Below are 16821 nucleotides of genomic sequence, written 5' to 3'. Positions count from 1 at the left end.
AATCGTCAGCGCCGCTCCTGCCGTCGCGCTCTCACCCGCGCGGCGAACAGCACAGCGCTCAGCACCACTGCCACCAACACCGTCTGCAACGCTCCGATCAGCACGACATTCGCGTCGTACCCGTCGGCCGCACCGACGCACTGAAAGTGCACGCTGGTGCTGGTGCGATTGGACGACTGGGTGTAGCGCGAGGTGCGGTAGGCCAATTCGTACCCGCCCCGGCAAACGAACGCCTGCGTCCAGTAGGCGCTGCCCGGAAACACCGATGTCAACGCGGCCGCGACGCCCATGCAGATCCCGGTCAGCAACGCCACTTTTACAGCAGTCTCACCGGTGCGGTGCGCAGTCACGCGGAGATCCTCGCACGCCTCGCCATGGTCGACCAGCACACTCTTGCTCACGGCGCGGCACCGCGGGTACCGTAAGTCTGCCCAATTACGAAACGAATAGTAGCGTAATTGCAGAAAGGACCGCACTCGATGCGCAGCCGGTACGCCGGAGAACCCTTCACCACTCCTAGCGCGGAAATCGCCGCCGCACTGCAGGACGTCAGCATCCCGACGTTGCTGCTGTCCCTCGTACACATCACCGGCGATCCCCGCTTCATCCGAGACTTCAAACAGATGGGCCTGTTCCTCAACGAGGTACAGGGCTTCATGTCCGAGGAGGACAAGGCCCGGGCGCGGGCCGAGGCGCTGGCGGTGATCGCCGACTACCGTGACCGCGGCTGCCCGGAACCGCCGCCGCTGAGCGACGATCTCATCCGAGAGATGATGGATTGGGCTGCCTGCGAGCACGTTCCCGATGACTACCTGCCGCTGGCGCGGGAGGAGATGGACCTCGAGGGAGTCGACCCACGTCGACCGGCGGCACTGCCGGCCGAGCGCGCGGCGGACTTCCCGGTCGTCGTGATCGGGTGCGGCGAATCGGGCATCCTGGCGGGAATCCGGCTCAAACAGGCCAACATCCCTTTCACCATCATCGAGAAGAACGCCGGTCCCGGCGGAACCTGGTGGGAGAACAGCTATCCCGGCGCCCGGGTGGACGTCGCGAACCACTTCTATTGCTACAGTTTCGAACCCAACAACGACTGGACGCATTTCTTCGCCGAACAGCCCGAGCTGCAGAGTTACTTCACCACGGTGATGGCCAAGCACGATCTCGGCGGTGCCGTTCGCTGGAATACGGAGGTCCTCGGCGCCGCATGGGATGACGCCGCCGGCGTCTGGAATGTGGCACTCCGCGGCGCCGACGGCGACACCAGCATTCAGGCGCGAGCCGTCATCACGGCGGTCGGTCAGCTCAACAGGCCGTATGTCCCCGAAATCGAGGGTGCCGACTCCTTTGCGGGGCCGTCGTTTCACTCCGCGGCCTGGGATCACTCGGTGGACCTCTGTGGCAAACGCGTCGCCCTCATCGGTGCCGGCGCCAGCGGATTTCAGATCGCGCCGGCGATCGCCGGAATCGTCGAGCACCTCACGGTGTTCCAGCGCACCGCGCAGTGGATGTTCCCCAACCCGATGTATCACGACGAGGTCGGCGACGGTGTGCGCTGGGCGATGCGGCACCTGCCCTACTACGGACGCTGGTATCGCTTCCTGCTGCTGTGGCCGGGCGCCGACAAGGGCCTGGATGCGGCGCGCGGCGACCCGAACTACGCCGACCAGGACTACGCGGTCAGCGATATCAACGCCGCCGCGCGAATGATGTTCAGCCAGTGGATCACCAGCCAGGTCGACGAGGGCTCTGACTTGTTGACCAAGGTGATGCCGGATTACCCCGCTACCGGCAAGCGCACGTTGCAGGACAACGGAAGTTGGCTGAAGACGCTGCAGCGCGACAACGTCGACCTGGTCCGGACGCCGATTCGACGGATGACGCCGGGCGGAATCGTCACCGAAGACGGCGTGACGCACGACGTCGACGTCATCGTGTACGCCACCGGATTCCGGCACACCGACGTGCTGTGGCCGCTGAAGATCATCGGCCGCAACGGAATTGACCTGCACGAGCGGTGGGGGAGCCGGCCGTATGCGCATCTGGGCATCACCGTGCCGGGATTTCCCAATCTGTTCCTGGTCTACGGGCCGGGTACGCATCTCGCGCACGGTGGCAGCCTGATCTTCCAGTCCGAACTGCAGATGCGATACATCAACCTGTGTTTGCAGCACATGGCTGAACACCACCTCGTCGCGCTGGAGCCCACCGCCGAAGCCGCCGAGCAGTGGCATCAGCGGACTCAAGCCGAGATCAAGCAGATGGTGTGGTCGCACCCTGCCGTAAAGCACTCCTACTTCAAGAACGCTGACGGCGAGATCCACACGGTCAGCCCGTGGCGGCTCAACGAATACTGGTCCGCGGTGCGCGAGCCGGACTGGTCCGATTTCATTCTGCGACAGGAGAACTGATCCGATGCGCACGGTAGTCATCGACGGGCCCGCCAGTATCCGGGTGGACACCCGTCCCGACCCCGCCCTCACCGGGCCGGACGGCGTGATCGTCGCGGTGCGGGCCGCCGGCATCTGCGGATCCGATCTGCATTTCTACGAAGGTGACTATCCGCTGACCGAGCCGGTGCCGTTGGGCCACGAGGCCATCGGCACCGTCGTCGACGCCGGGCCCGACGTGCGCACCGTCAAAGTAGGCGACGAAGTGCTGGTTTCCTCGGTGGCCGGTTGCGGCAGGTGCCCGGGTTGCGCCACCAATGACCCGGTGATGTGCCACTCGGGCCTGCAGATCTTCGGCGGGGGTGCGCTTCCCGGCGCTCAGACCGATCTGCTCGCGGTGCACGCCGCCGACTTCCAGGTGCGCAAGATCCCCGAGGGCATCAGCACCGAGCAGGCGTTGCTGCTCACCGACAACCTGGCAACCGGTTGGGCGGCGGCCCAGCGCGCCGACATCCCGCTCGGTGGCACAGTGGCGGTCATCGGACTTGGCGCGGTCGGTCTCTGTGCGCTGCGCAGTGCCTTCACTCAAGGGGCGGCAACGGTTTTCGCGGTCGATCGGGTCGAGGGGCGGTTGCAGCGCGCGGTTGACTGGGGCGCCACCTCGGTCCCGTCGTCGACGGTGGAGTCGATCCTGGCGGCCACCGGCGGACGGGGTGCCGACGCGGTGATCGACGCGGTCGCGACCGACGCGTCCCTGACCGACGCGCTCTACGCGGTGCGCCCGGGCGGCACCGTGTCGGTGGTCGGCGTGCACAACCTGCAGCCGTTCCCCTTTCCGGCACTGGCCTGCCTGATTCGCAGCATCACGGTGCGCTGGACCACCGCCCCGGTGCAGCGCACGTGGCCGGAGCTGATCCCGCTGCTCCAGTCGGGCCGGTTGGACGTCGACGGCATTTTCACCACGACGCTGCCGCTCGACGAGGCGGCCAAGGGTTATGCGACCGCCGCGGCTCGTTCCGGCGACGACGTCAAGGTCCTGTTGCGGCCGTGATGTGGCAGCATGGCGTCTATGCGCTGTGCCGCAATCCAACTCGAGGCGGTCCCGGCCGATGTCGACGCGAATCTGGCCACCGTCGAACGTCTGATTGAGGATGCCGTCACAGCGGGCGCACAGACCATCGCCTTGCCGGAGTTCTTCACCACCGGCGTCGGCTTCTGGCCGGAACTGGCCGATGCTTCACTGTCCGCCGACGGCAAGGCCACCGAGCTGCTGATCGCGCTGGCGCGCCGCCATGAGGTGATGATCGGCGGTTCGTTGTTGATCCGGGACACCGACGGAAACGTGCGCAACGCGTATCTGGTCGTGACATCGCAGGGCGTTGCGGGCCGGCACGACAAAGACCTTCCGACGATGTGGGAGAACGCCTTCTACGTCGGCGGGCACGACGACGGCGTCATCGACGTCGGCGGCCTCACGGTGGGAGCGGCGGTGTGCTGGGAATTGATGCGCACCCAGACCGTGCGTCGGCTGCGTGGCCGCATTGACCTGGCGATGACGGGCTCAGGCTGGTGGTCGATCCCCGACTGGTGGCCGCGGGCGGCTTTTCGCCGGATGGAACGGCGCAACGCGTTGACCGCCCGACTGGCGGCGTCGTCGTTCGCGGGCTACGTGGGCGCGCCGGTTCTGCACGCGGCCCACGTAGGCACCGTGCGGTGCCGGATGCCCTGGTTGCCGCTGGGATATGAGGGCCGCTTCGAGGGCGGCACCATGATCGTCGCCGCCGACGGCACGGTGCTGGCGGCTGCGGGCGAGGGTGAAGGGGTGGTGGTGGCGGACGTCTCGACGGGGCGGTGTGCGCCGAGTTCAGATGTGCCTGAACGTTTTTGGCTGCACGCGCGGGGGGCGCTGCCCGCGGCGGTATGGCACTATCAACGCCTGCACGGCCGCCGCTATTACCGACGGCACGTCGCCGCGCGCTGACGGGTCAGCGGGTGGCCGTCACGTACTGCGACCGCATGAAGCTGTCGATCTTCACGTCCACGGGCGGCGGAGTGAGTCCATAACCGGCTTGCAGATTGAGAGTGTTCCGGACCGGCTCGACCGACCATCCGTGCTCCCGGAGCCAGTCCGCCGGATTCGCCGGGTTGTCGTAGGTGAGCGCCGAGAAGTCGACGTCCCCGGACATGTTGACGCCGGGGTGCGACCGTTCCAGTTCAGCGAGCTGGTCGTGATCCAGGCGAGAACCCAGGGCGCCGGTGGCAATCCGACTGTCTGAAGCGCTGTTCTCGTGGATCCGGGCGAACAACGTTTCCTGGGCATCGCCGGTCAGGTAAGGCAGCAATCCCTCCACCGACCAGGCGGCAGGGACTTGCGGGTCGAAGCCCGTCTTGATCAGTTCGACGGTCCAGTCGCCGCGCAGATCCGCCGCCACCTCGACTCGCTGCGCCCTGGGTTTCGCGCCGAGGTCGTCCAGCACCCGCGCTTTGAACTCCAGTACTTTCGGCAAATCGACTTCGAAAACCGTTGTCCCCGATGGCCATTCGAGGCGGTACGCCCGGGAGTCCAGGCCGGCGGCGACGATCACTGCCTGCTGGATGCCCGTTTCGCCGGCGTTGGTGAAGAAGTCATCGAAGAACCTGGTCTGCACGCCGTACAGGCGGGGAAAGGTGGTTTCGTCTTCGGAGGTGCCGGGGTTTTTCAGCAATCCGGTCAGATATGGGTCCGCGGTGGCGGTGATGAAGTGCTGTGCGTACTCGTCGCGCACCAGCGGCCGCGCACTCAGGGCGTGCACCGCGCGCCAACCCGCAACCAGCAGGGCCGTATACCCGACACCGCTGACGATGTCCCACTGGTCGTCGTCGGAACGGAGGGACCCGAAATCAGATGTCGTCATAGGGCGAACGTACCCGTCACAACTCCAGCAAAACGGTCACCGGCCCGTCGTTGGTCAGCTCGACCTGCATGTGCGCGCCGAAGATTCCCACCTCGACGTGTGCGCCCAGCGCGCGCAGCGCGTCGGCAAACGCGGCCACCAGCGGCTCGGCAACGGTTCCGGGTGCTGCCGCATTCCAGGAGGGGCGACGGCCCTTGGCGGTGTTGGCGTAGAGGGTGAACTGGCTGACCACCAGGATCGGCGCACCGACATCGGACGCCGACTTCTCCTCGTCGAGAATCCTGAGCGTCCAGAGCTTTTCGGCCAGACGACGAGCCTGGTCGGGGCCGTCGCCGTGGGTGACGCCGACGAAGGCGAGCAGGCCCTGGCCCGGCGGCCGGATGGCGCCGACCACCTGATCGTCCACCACCACCGCCGCCGAGGAGACCCGTTGCACCAGCACCCGCATGGGCGTCGATGCTGCCATGCCGGCTCGGTAGGCTCGTGAGGTGTCTGTGCTGGTTGCGTTTTCGGTTACCCCGATGGGGGTGGGGGAAGGCGTCGGCGAGATCGTTGCCGAGGCAGTCCGGGTGGTTCGCGAATCTGGGCTGCCCAACAAGACGGATTCCATGTTCACCGTCATCGAGGGCGACAGTTGGGCGGAAGTGATGGCCGTGGTGCAGCGGGCGGTGGAGGCGGTAGCGGCACGGGCACCCCGGGTCAGCACCGTGATCAAGGCCGACATGCGCGCGGGGACAACCGACGCGATGACGCACAAAGTCGAGTCGGTCGAGCGGTACCTGTCCGACGGCTAGGGCTGTATGGCGGTTTTGAATGCCTGCTCAGCGGCCGCTCCGTGGAGCGGGAAGCCGCCCACGCCGGTCCCGAATGCGACCAGGGCTTGCGAACGGCAACCCGGTTCATCGGCCTTCTGCATCGTGCATGTAGTTGCACGGCTGATGATTTCGGCCGAGGTGGGGACGCCGGGTTCCATTGTCGCAGCGTGGATCACGTAGGGAGCGGGCATGTTTCCGGCGGTGGTTTCGACCGCCTCGCCCAAGCCGATCGGCGCCTTCTCGTTCGATTCGCGGTTAATGGGCGATGGCCGTGGCGACCCCGCCGCCGTGCCGCAGCCAGGTGTTGGCGGCGTTGGCGATCGCGTCGACGTCGAGCTTGGTGACGTCGGCTTGTGATACCTCGAGCTCGATCATGGGGACATCATGGGGCATTGCCTCCCGCACTCATCGGCGGCCGGCGCGACTTGCTTCCACTACCGGTCGGATGGGAGTGCCGATCGCTCGATCGGTGCGCGTACCGTAAACCCGATCGCACAGAGCGAAGCGGCAGGAGGCCACCCAATGTTGTTGAAGTCGTCGGCACGCGTAGCGGTGCGGATCTCATGACCGACCCGACCGAAGAGGGTGCTCGCGGGGGTCAGGGCGGCCAGGGCGGTGCCGGTGGTCGCGGGGGCGCGGGCGGTGCCGGCGGCGCCGGTGGCCGCGGCGGTGCCGGTGGCAGAGGCGGTGACGGCGGTCGCGGCGGTGACGGCGGTCCGGGCGGCGCGGGCGGGCCGGGCGGAGCCGGCGGTGCCGGCGGTGAACCGGGCCAAGGTGGTCAGCCAGGTCAGCCAGGAGAACCGGGTCAGCCGGGACAGCCGGGACAGCCGGGACAGCCCGGTCGACCGGGACAGCCGGGACAGCCCGGTCGACCGGGGGAGCCGGGCCGGCCCGGTTAGTCAGCGTGGCGGTCCGCCGACTTAGACGTATCGCTTAAGTCGCCAGCGCATACAACCGCCACACCCCCGGCACACCCTTGAGCTCATGCTCACCGCGCCCGACAAAGGCATGCCGGGATCCGGTCACGATGTCGCGCAAGGTCGAGGACACCAACACCTCACCCGCTCCCGCCAGCGCCGACACCCGCGCCGCGATGTGCACGGCCATGCCGGCGACATCAGTACCGCGCACTTCCACCTCCCCGGCATGAATGCCCACGCGTACGTCGATGCCGAGCACGCGGACCGACCCCACGATCGAGTCCGCACAAGCCAGAGCGGCACTCGGACTGCTGAAAGTCATCACGAACCCGTCGCCGGCGGTGTTGACCTCGTGACCGCCGAATCGCTGGATCTCATGGCGGACCAGCTGGTCGTGATTGTCCAGTAGGTCGCGCCAGCGGTGGTCGCCGAGTTCGGCGGCATGCTGCGTCGAGCCGACGATGTCGGTGAACATGATCGTGGCGAGCGACCGCTCGGATTCGGCGCCGCCCCGCACGCCGGTCACGAACTCCTCGATCTCATCAAGCATCGGCGCGGCGTCGCCCACCCAGTACAGGACGTCGGCACCCGGCAGCTCAATCAAGCGGGATCCGGCGATGTGTTCGGCCAGATAGCGGCCCTGCCCGACCGGGATGAAAACCGCACCCACCCGGTGCAACACCAGCGTCGGAACGTTGATGCGTGCCAGGGTTTCGCGAACATCGGCTTCTGCCAACGCTTTTGCCACCGCTCTGGCCATACTCGGAGGTCCTGCCCGATTGCCGGCCAGATCCCACCAGGAGCGGAATGCGTCATCACCGGCCACCGACGGCGCGACAATGCGTAGAACGTCGAATCCCTGCTCGACGGCGTCGTGCTCGAGCGCGACGGTGAGATACGGATCGAGCAGCTTGGGTTCGGCGCCGACGGGATAATCCGGTGCCCGCAACGCGCGCGCTGTGCCGCTGACGACGACCAGGTTGCGCACCCGCTCCGGATAGTCCGCCGCCAGAACCAGACCGGTCATCGCATGGAAGTTCGGCGCAAAGATGGTGGCCTGTTCGCACCCCACCGCATCCATCACCGCAATCGCGTCTTCGGCCCACTTCCTCGGCCCCAGCATGTCCAGGGTGGGCGTCCGCGACGAGAGACCGACGCCGCGGAGATCAAACCGGATCATCCGGGCGAAGGACGCCAGGCGCCGGTGGAAGCGGTAGAGAGCCGGCTCGTCGTCGATTGAGTCGATCGGAACGAACGGCCCCGGCAACACCAACAGATCCAACGGACCGTCGCCGAGTACCTGGTAGGCGATGTCGATATCGCCGCATCTGGCGTAGCGGGTACGCGGAGCCTGCACCACCGGCACAGGTTAGTTCACGACAATGACGTGAGACCGACAATTACCGAGCGGGGCCGCCAGCAGAGTGCTCATCGGTTGCACAAAGCGAGAATTTTGTCGGCTGCGGACACATCGCAGGACGGGATGTTTATCGCGAACTGATGCAGCGGTAAGACATGTATACATATTTCGATGTTCGACCTGCATTGTCGAGGTCGTTACCCGTAATGCCGAGGTATTTGAATTTATCCTCGAAGCCGCCAGCATCGGCTGGCGCCAAGAACTAGCCACTAGGCGAATTCCATTCTAATTCATAGGATCTGACTCCTCCGAGCGCACACCGCAACGTGTCGTGCGCCGCCTTGAATAGCGAACATTCGAGGGTGCTATTTCGCGTCGAAATCTTACAAACTGCAGATTGATTCGGAATACTGATCACCGCGCGCATTGCTTGCCGGCACCGCAAATCCACCAGGCGGGAGCATCTCTATGTCCTTCGTTATGGCAGCACCAGACTTATTGGCAGCCGCGGCAGCGGATGTGGCCGGCATCGGCTCGTCATTACGCGCGGCGAATGCGGCTGCGGCGGTGCCGACGACGGAGTTGCTGGCCGCCGCCGAGGACGAAGTGTCTGCCGCGATTGCGACGCTGTTCTCCGGCCACGGGCAGGCGTATCAGGTCCTCAACCGGCAGGCGGCAGCGTTCCAGGCCGAGTTCGTCCGGGCATTGACGAGGGCGGAGGTCTCCTATGCGCTCGCTGAAGCGGCGAACGCGTCGCCGCTGCAACCGGTCCTGGATCTGATCAACGCACCCACCAACCTGCTGCTGGGGCGCCCGCTGATCGGCAACGGCACTGATGGCGCGCCCGGCACGGGACAGAACGGTGGCGGCGGCGGGCTCCTCTGGGGTAACGGCGGCAGCGGTGGTTCGGGCGCGCCCGGCGGAGCCGGTGGTGCCGGCGGGGCGGCCGGTCTGCTCGGTACCGGCGGGGTCGGCGGCGCCGGGGGAGTCGGCGGGGGCAGCGGCGGTGCGGGTGGTGCCGGCGGATGGCTGTGGGGCAACGGCGGTGCGGGTGGGGCGGGCGGTACCGGTTCGGTAGGTGTCAACGGTGGCGCCGGCGGGGTCGGCGGCAGCGCACTGTTGTTCGGCAACGGTGGGGTAGGCGGCGCCGGGGGAGCCGGCGGCGCCGGCACGATCGGGACTCCGGGCGACCCAGGCACCCAGACCCTGGCCGGTGCAACCGGCGGTCCCGGCGGTGGCGGCGGGAACGCCGGCTCGGGCGGAGCCGGTGGCAACGGCGGACTGGTCTTCGGTGCCGGCGGGGCCGGCGGCAATGGCGGCACCGGTGGAGCCGGCGGGGCCGGCGGAGTCGGCGGCACGGGCTGGAACGCGACCACCGCCGGAGCCGACGGCGGCAACGGCGGCAACAGCGGTGCCGGCGGCGACGGCGGCGACGGTGGGAACGGCGGGGCCGGCGGTCGTGGCTCGGCGCTTTTCGGCGCCGCAGGAGCAAACGGTAACGGCGGGGTCGGCGGGGCCGGCGGCAACGCGGGCGCACCAGGGGACGGCGGCTCCGGTGGTGCCGGCAACGCCCTGGTCACCGCCGGTGGATACGGCGGCAATGGCGGCAGCCCCGGGGCCGTGGGCAACGGCGGGGCAGGCGGAGCCGGTGCCGTGGCGGGCGCGAGCGGTGCCCTGGGGACCGTCGTCTCCGGTAACGGTGGTGCCGGCGGTTCCGGCGGCCAGGGTTACGACGCCGCCAGTGACCCGTTGGCTGCCCCGGGTACCTCTGGCGGCAAAGGCGGTCACGGCGGCTACGGCGGCAGCTATGGACGCGGCGGCGCCGGCGGGGCGGGCGGCAACGCCACGACCGGCGGCAACGGCGGTGACGGCGGCTACGGCGGCAGCAGCGGTGCGTTCGGCGGTGTCGGCGGCGCCGGCGGTGCGGGCGGCGACGGCGCCGGCACCGGCAACGGCGGCAACGGCGGCGTCGGCGGCGATGCCTCCAACAGCGGCACCGGACCGGCGGTCGGAGGTGCCGGAGGTGCCGGAGGCAACGCCATCGCCGGTCGCGGCGGCAACGGCGGGGGCGGCGGTGTGGCATCCAGCAACGGCGCCGGAGACGCGACCGGCGGCGCAGGAGGAGGCGGCGGTACCGGTGCCGCGGGAGGCGGAGACGGTGGTGCCGGCGGCGCCGCAGCCAACAACGGAACCGGAAATGCGACCGGCGGCGCCGGGGCCGACGGTGTCAGCGCCGGCCTCACGGGCAACGGCGGCAGAGGCGGCGATGGTGGTGGCGGGTTCGTCGTCAATGCGCTGTCTACGGCAAAAGCCACCGGAGGCGTCGCCGGCATCGGCGGCGACGGCATCAACGGCGGTGCCGGAGGAACCGGCGGCTCAGCGTTCAACGCCGGCACCGGGACCGTCACTCCCACCGCCGGCGGTACGGGCGGCTCCGGCTTCGGCGGGACGGCCGGGGCCGGCGGGGCCGGCGGCAACGCGCAGGTCAGCAACAGCGCATCGAGCGTTGCCGCCGTCGGCGCCAACGGCGGAGCCGGCGGCTTCGGCACCAGCGGTGGGCGCGGCGGCGACGGGGGCGGAGCTTCGACGTCGGGCACGGGCAGCGCGACGTCGGGCGCTGGTGGCGCGGGCGGGGAAGGCACCGGCGGCATCGGTGGATCCGGCGGAAACGGCGGCGCTGCGACCATCTCCAACGGCACCTCCACCGCGACCGCTACCGCGGGCGACGGCGGGGCCGGGGGCAAGGCCGCCACGGGCGGAAACGGTGGCACCGGCGGTTCGGTGACGACCAGCGGAACCGGGCACGTCAATCCCGGAGTCGGCGGCCGGGGCGGCGACGGCTTTGTCGGCGCCGGCGGAGCGGGCGGCGGCGGCGGGAACGCGACGGTTACCAACGCGAACTCGACCGTGAGCCCGGTCGGCGGCGCCGGTGGAGCCGGCGGCACCGGCATCGACAACGGCGGCGTCTTCGCCGGGCGCGGCGGCAATGGGGGCACCGCCCAGACCATCAGCAGCAGCTCCACCACGACATCGACCGGCGGCACCGGCGGGGTAGGCGGGAACGCCACCAACGGCAAGGGTGGAACCGGCGGTTCCGGCGGCAACGGTATCCATTTCGGCGCCGGTACCGCCATCGGCGGGGTCGCAGCAGCGGGCGGTACCGGACCGGGCGGGGGCGGAGGCGGCGGCAACGGCGGGTCCGCGGCTAACTTCGGGACCGGCGGCGCAACCGGCGCCGACGGCGCCGCCGGCACCGGCGGAGGCGTCACCGGCAGCGGCGGAGCCGGCGGCAATGGCGGGGATGCGGACGTCAACTCGGGTCCCAGCGCCACAGGCGGCAAAGGCGGGGCCGGTGGCGACGGCACCACCGGTGGGGCGGGCGGCAGCGGCGGCGGGGCAACTAACGGCGGGACGGGCACCGTAGTTGCCGGCGCCGGCGGCGCGGGTGGCAACGGCACGACCGGCGCCGGCGGCCAAGGCGGTAACGGCGGCAGCGCAACCATCCAGAACAACAACTCCGCAATCACTGCCGTCGCGGGTAACGGCGGAGCCGGAGGCACCGGCACCAACGGTGGAGCCGGAGGATCCGGCGGAACGGCGACCACGCTGGGCACCGGCAACGTCACACCCGGCAATGGAGGTGACGGCGGTACGGGGACCACCGGTTTCGGCGGATTCGGCGGCGCGGGCGGCTCGGCGAATATCGACAATCCCGATTCGACGGCCAACGCGGTCGGCGGTGCGGGTGGCGCCGGTGGCAGCGGCGTCAACAACGGCGCGTTCGGCGGGCGGGGTGGCACCGGCGGCTCTGCCACAACCAACAGCAGCAGCGCCACCACGACAGCCACCGGCGGCACCGGCGGTCGTGGTGGAGACGCCACCACCGGCACCGGCGGGACGGGGGGCCTCGGTGGCACCGGCGTTCACGACGGCGCCGGCACCGCGATCGGCGGTGTCGCCGGAGCGGGAGGCACGGGTCCCGGCGGCGGCGGGGCCGGCGGGGATGGTGGATTCGCGCGCAACAACGGGACCGGTGCCGCGATCGGCGGCGACGGTGCTGCGGGTGCCGGCGGCGGAGCCACCGGGGCCGGTGGGAGAGGCGGATTCGGCGGCAACGCGCTGATCGATAACACCAACTCTGCGGCAACGGCCACCGGCGGCAACGGCGGCGCCGGCGCTGACGGCACCACCGGCGGTGGCGGCGGGTTCGGCGGCGCGGCGAACACGTCCGGGACGGGGAATGCCACTGCGGGCGCAGGTGGCAAGGGCGGCGACGGCACCACCGGAGCCGGCGGACTCGGTGGCCAGGGCGGCTCCGCGACAATCTCAAGCACCGCATCCAGCGCCACCGCCGCTGCCGGCAACGGCGGGGCCGGTGGCACGGGCACGACCGGTGGAGGCGGCGGATTCGGCGGATCGGCGACCACCAGCGGCACCGGCAGCGTCACCGCCGGTAAGGGCGGCACCGGCGGCACCGGTACGACCGGTGGGGGCGGCAACGGTGGTGGCGGCGGCGGTGCTACCAGCACCAACCCCGACTCCACGGTCAACGTTGTCGGCGGTACCGGAGGCGCTGGTGGCACCGGCGTCAACAACGCGTTCCAGGGCGTCGGCGGCACCGGCGGCACTGCGCAAAGCAGCAGCAAGAGCGTGACGACTACATCGACCGGCGGCACTGGCGGCGCCGGCGGCAACGCCACCACCGGCACCGGCGGCACCGGCGGCTCCGGCGGCGCCGGGATCCACAACGGAGCAGGCACCGCCATCGGCGGCGTCGCCGCGTCGGGTGGAACCGGTCCCAGCGGCGGCGGAGCCGGCGGGAACGGCGGGTCGGCGAACAACGGCGGAACCGGTGCTGCCGTCGGCGGAGTCGGTGCTGACGGCACCAGTGGCGGAACCAGCGGGACCGGCGGCGCCGGCGGAAACGGCGGTCAAGCACAGGTCAGCAACCCCGCGTCCGGCGCCCAGGCCACCGGCGGCAACGGCGGTGCCGGTGCCGGCGGCACCAGCGGCGGCCGGGGCGGATTCGGCGGCGATGCGATCAACAATGGAACGGGTGCCGTCGCGGCCGGCACCGGCGGCAGAGGCGGCGACGGCACCACCGGCGCCGCCGGCGCCGGTGGCGTCGGTGGCACCGCGCGAATCATCAGCAGCACCTCGTCGCAGATCGCGACAGGAGGTACCGGTGGGGCCGGCGGCAACACCCTGAGCGGGGCCGGGGGCGCCGGAGGCGCCGGCGGCGGCGCGGTGAGCAACGGAGCCGCCGACGCGTTCGGCGGCAGTGGCGGGGCGGGCGGTCAGGGGCCCGCGGCAGGCGGGTCCGGCGGCGCCGGGGGTTCGGCAACGCACACCGGAACCGGAAACGCCACCGGCGGGGCAGGTGCGAGCGGCACGGCCGGTAATACCGGCGGGTCGGGGGGCACCGGGGGCAGCGCGCAGATATTCAACGGCGTCTCATCGGGTACCGCTACCGGCGGCGCCGGCGGAGCGGGCGGCAACGGCAATGTCGGCGGGGCCGGCGGCTCTGGCGGGAACGCTACGACCAGCGGCACCGGCGGAGTCAACTCCGGCGCCGGCGGGGCCGGGGGCAAGGGCACCACCGGCACCGGCGGAACAGCCGGCAACGGCGGGTTTGCGAGCATCTCCAACAACAACTCGACCGCAACGGCTACCGGTGGCGTCGGTGGCACCGGCGGCACCGGCGCCACCAACGGCGGCAACGGCGGCATCGGCGGCTCCGCGTCTACCAGCGGATTAGGCAATGTCGCCGCTGGCACCGGCGGGGCAGGCGGCGACAGCACCGGTGCCGTCACCGGCGGAGGCGGAACGGGAGGTCGAGGCGGCGACGCATCCATCTCCAACTCCAGTTCCGCCGCCACGGCCAAGGGCGGCACCGGGGGCGCCGGCGGCACCGGCGTAAGCAACAGCGGCGTCCTCGGGCGCGGTGGCGACGGCGGTACCGGTCAATCCAACAGTGGGAACGCTGCAACGGCAGCCGTCGGCGGTACGGGAGGCGCCGGTGGCACCGCCACTACCGGCACCGGCGGCACCGGCGGCAGCGGCGGCACCGGCTTCCATTCCGGAGCCGGCACCGCTACGGGCGGCACCGGGGGAGCCGGCGGCACGGGTGCCAGCGGCGGCGGAGCCGGCGGCAACGGCGGCAGTGGCATCAACAGCGGAACCGGCAATGCCGTTGGCGGCACCGGCGCAGATGGAACCGACGCAACCGTCGGCCTCGGCGGCGCCGGTGGAAACGGCGGCGCGGCGCAGGTCAACAACAACACGTCGAACGCGACGGCTACCGGCGGGCAGGGTGGTAACGGTGGCGACGGCTCCGGCGGCGGGGCCGGCGGGTCGGGCGGCGGGGCCTCATCCCTTGGGAAGGGAAGCGTGGTTGCGGGAGCCGGCGGCTCCGGCGGCAACGGCACCACCGGTACCGGCGGAACCGGCGGCGGCGGCGGAACCGCCATCGTCAGCAACACGAATTCCTCGGCTGCTGCGACCGGGGGTAACGGAGGAGCGGGCGGCAACGGCTCCAACGGTGGCAACGGCGGTTCCGGCGGCGCGGCAGTCACCGCCGGAACCGGAACCGTCACACCCGGCAACGGCGGCGCAGGCGGAACCGGCCTTTCAGGCGTGGGCGGGAAGGGCGGTCAGGGCGGCGACGCGAACATTTCCAGCGCCGTGTCCACCGCTACCGCCAAGGGCGGAACAGGCGGTGCCGGCGGTGCCGGCATCAGCGGCGGCCGAGGTGGCGACGGAGGCTCGGGGCAGAACTCGAGCGGTATCGCGACGGCGGCGGCCGTCGGCGGTACCGGCGGAGCCGGTGGCACAGCCACGGGCGCCACCGGCACCGGCGGGGCCGGCGGCACCGGCGGCTTGGCAACTCACACCGGTGCCGGCGGCGCCACCGGCGGCACCGGTGGTACCGCCGGTGCAGGGCCTAACGGCGGGGCGGGCGGCAATGGCGGGACGGCGACCATCAGCGGTGGCACCGGTGCGGCCGCGGGCGGTGCCGGAGCTGCCGGTGCTGATGGAAAGGCCGGTACCGGTGGTGCCGGCGGCGCCGGCGGTGACGCGCAGGTCTTGACCAGCGTCTCGACCGGTAACGCCTCCGGCGGCAAAGGCGGCGCAGGAGGCAATGGCGTCACTGGCGGAGCGGGCGGCAGAGGCGGCGCCGCAACCAATGCCGGCGCGGGTATCAGCACCGGAGGCGATGGTGGGGCGGGTGGAATCAGCACCGCCGGCACCGGCGGGACCGGTGGCGACGGAGGCGCGGCGACGATCACCAACATCAGCTCTGCGGCGCCCGCTAACGGCGGCACCGGCGGCGCTGGTGGCACCGGAATCACCGGCGGCAACGGCGGGGCGGGCGGCGCAGCCACCACCAGCGGCTTGGGAGGCGTAAATCCCGGCACCGGCGGCGCCGGCGGCAACGGGACCGGCGCAACCACCGGTGGTGGGATCGGCGGCCGCGGCGGCGACGCGGTCATATCCAACACCGGCTCCTTCGCAACCGCAAAGGGCGGCACCGGCGGCGTCGGCGGCACCGGCGCCGGTAACGGAGCGATCCAGGGACGGGGCGGCGACGGCGGAAACGCCCTGACAAACAGCACCACCGGCACCACTTCGGCCGTCGGCGGTACCGGGGGAGCCGGCGGCGTGGCCACCAACGGTGTCGGCGGAACCGGCGGCAACGGCGGCCGGGGCACCCACTCCGGCGCCGGCACCGCCGTCGGCGGCCTCGGCGGCAACGGCGCAACGGGCACGTCCGTCGGCGGGGCAGGCGGAAACGGCGGACAGGCCGTCAACAGCGGCACCGGCAGCGCGATCGGCGGCAACGGCGGCGCCGGCAACAAAGGCTCGACCACTGGAAGCGGTGGCGCCGGCGGACTCGGTGGCGACGCTCAGGTCACCAGCGCCACTTCCGTCGGCCCCGCCACCGGCGGCAACGGTGGCGTCGGGGCCCCTGGCGGCGCCAGCGGCGGCAACGGCGGCAACGGCGGCAACGGCGGCAACGCCACGAATCAGGGTCTTGGGTCGGCCAAGGGCGGCAGCGGCGCCGCGGGTGGTAGCGCCAGCAACGGCGTCGCCGGCAACGGCGGGTCCGGCGGAAACGGAATCATCACGCTCACCACGTCAACCGCTTCGGCGACCGGTGGCGTCGGCGGCGCCGGCGGCGATGGCGGCGCGGGCGGAGCGGGAGGCAAAGGTGGGCTGGGCTCCACCGCCGGTACCGGATCCGGTATCGGCGGCAGTGGCGGGTTCGGCGGAGACGCTACGTCCCTGATCGGCAACGGCGGCAACGGCGGTAACGGCGGCAATGCACACATAGGCTCTTCCGGCACCGCGATTGTCGGCGTCGGCGGCACCGGCGGTAACGGCGGAGCATTCGGCAGCAAGGGAAGCAACGGCGCCAACGGAACCGTCGTCTGACACTTGCGT

The 16821-nt window shown here is 70.9% G+C and carries 10 protein-coding genes and 1 pseudogene; 6 read left to right on the top strand and 5 right to left on the bottom strand.

Annotated elements, in window-relative coordinates; translation table 11 throughout:
- Positions 1-5: 5 nt before the first annotated feature.
- Entirely contained in the window at positions 6-401 is a 396-nt protein-coding gene (locus ACNQS7_RS02940) for a hypothetical protein (RefSeq protein WP_418011360.1), read from the bottom strand.
- A gap of 78 nt (positions 402-479) precedes the next feature.
- Here ACNQS7_RS02940 and ACNQS7_RS02935 point away from each other — a divergent pair, with 78 nt between their 5' ends.
- The 3 genes from ACNQS7_RS02935 to ACNQS7_RS02925 are packed head-to-tail and all read left to right on the top strand — an operon-like array spanning position 480 to position 4368.
- A complete protein-coding gene (locus ACNQS7_RS02935) occupies positions 480-2408 on the top strand; it encodes a flavin-containing monooxygenase (RefSeq protein ID WP_418011359.1) in 1929 nt (642 codons plus the stop codon).
- Between the two features lie 4 nt (positions 2409-2412).
- On the top strand, positions 2413-3438 hold the full coding sequence (locus tag ACNQS7_RS02930; RefSeq protein WP_418011358.1) for a zinc-binding dehydrogenase: 1026 nt from the start codon (positions 2413-2415) through the stop codon (positions 3436-3438).
- 9 nt (positions 3439-3447) lie between these two features.
- Positions 3448-4368 carry a carbon-nitrogen hydrolase family protein gene (locus ACNQS7_RS02925; RefSeq protein ID WP_418011357.1) on the top strand — a complete coding sequence of 307 codons (921 nt, stop codon included), beginning with the start codon at positions 3448-3450 and terminating at the stop codon, positions 4366-4368.
- Positions 4369-4372: 4 nt separating this feature from the next.
- Here ACNQS7_RS02925 and ACNQS7_RS02920 read toward each other — a convergent pair whose 3' ends face one another.
- Positions 4373-5281 carry a class I SAM-dependent methyltransferase gene (locus ACNQS7_RS02920; protein WP_418011356.1) on the bottom strand — a complete coding sequence of 303 codons (909 nt, stop codon included), beginning with the start codon at positions 5279-5281 and terminating at the stop codon, positions 4373-4375.
- Between the two features lie 16 nt (positions 5282-5297).
- Complete coding sequence (gene dtd, locus ACNQS7_RS02915; RefSeq protein ID WP_418015858.1) at positions 5298-5729, bottom strand: D-aminoacyl-tRNA deacylase; 432 nt, start codon at positions 5727-5729, stop codon at positions 5298-5300.
- A gap of 40 nt (positions 5730-5769) precedes the next feature.
- On the opposite strand from dtd, the gene ACNQS7_RS02910 reads away from it, so the two are divergent.
- Positions 5770-6075, top strand: coding sequence for an MTH1187 family thiamine-binding protein (locus tag ACNQS7_RS02910; protein ID WP_418011355.1), 306 nt, complete (start codon positions 5770-5772; stop codon positions 6073-6075).
- Here the strand turns inward: ACNQS7_RS02910 and ACNQS7_RS02905 are convergent.
- Positions 6072-6471, bottom strand: a pseudogene (locus ACNQS7_RS02905) (macro domain-containing protein). The gene ACNQS7_RS02910 and the pseudogene ACNQS7_RS02905 overlap by 4 nt on opposite strands.
- Positions 6472-6711: 240 nt before the next feature.
- On the opposite strand from ACNQS7_RS02905, the gene ACNQS7_RS02900 reads away from it, so the two are divergent.
- Positions 6712-7020, top strand: a complete 309-nt coding sequence (locus ACNQS7_RS02900; RefSeq protein ID WP_418011354.1) for a hypothetical protein — start codon at positions 6712-6714, stop codon at positions 7018-7020.
- 9 nt (positions 7021-7029) lie between these two features.
- Here ACNQS7_RS02900 and ACNQS7_RS02895 read toward each other — a convergent pair whose 3' ends face one another.
- Complete coding sequence (locus ACNQS7_RS02895; protein WP_418011353.1) at positions 7030-8376, bottom strand: adenylate/guanylate cyclase domain-containing protein; 1347 nt, start codon at positions 8374-8376, stop codon at positions 7030-7032.
- 468 nt (positions 8377-8844) lie between these two features.
- Between ACNQS7_RS02895 and ACNQS7_RS02890 the strand changes: the two genes are divergently transcribed.
- A complete protein-coding gene (locus tag ACNQS7_RS02890; RefSeq protein ID WP_418011352.1) occupies positions 8845-16812 on the top strand; it encodes a PE family protein in 7968 nt (2655 codons plus the stop codon).
- Positions 16813-16821 lie beyond the last annotated feature (9 nt).

The sequence above is a fragment of the Mycobacterium sp. 23 genome, assembly GCF_048287075.1.
In the GTDB taxonomy this organism is placed as follows: domain Bacteria; phylum Actinomycetota; class Actinomycetes; order Mycobacteriales; family Mycobacteriaceae; genus Mycobacterium; species Mycobacterium gordonae_B.
The sequence above is the reverse complement of the archived record's forward strand: the minus strand, read 5'-3'. Positions and strand labels throughout refer to the sequence as shown.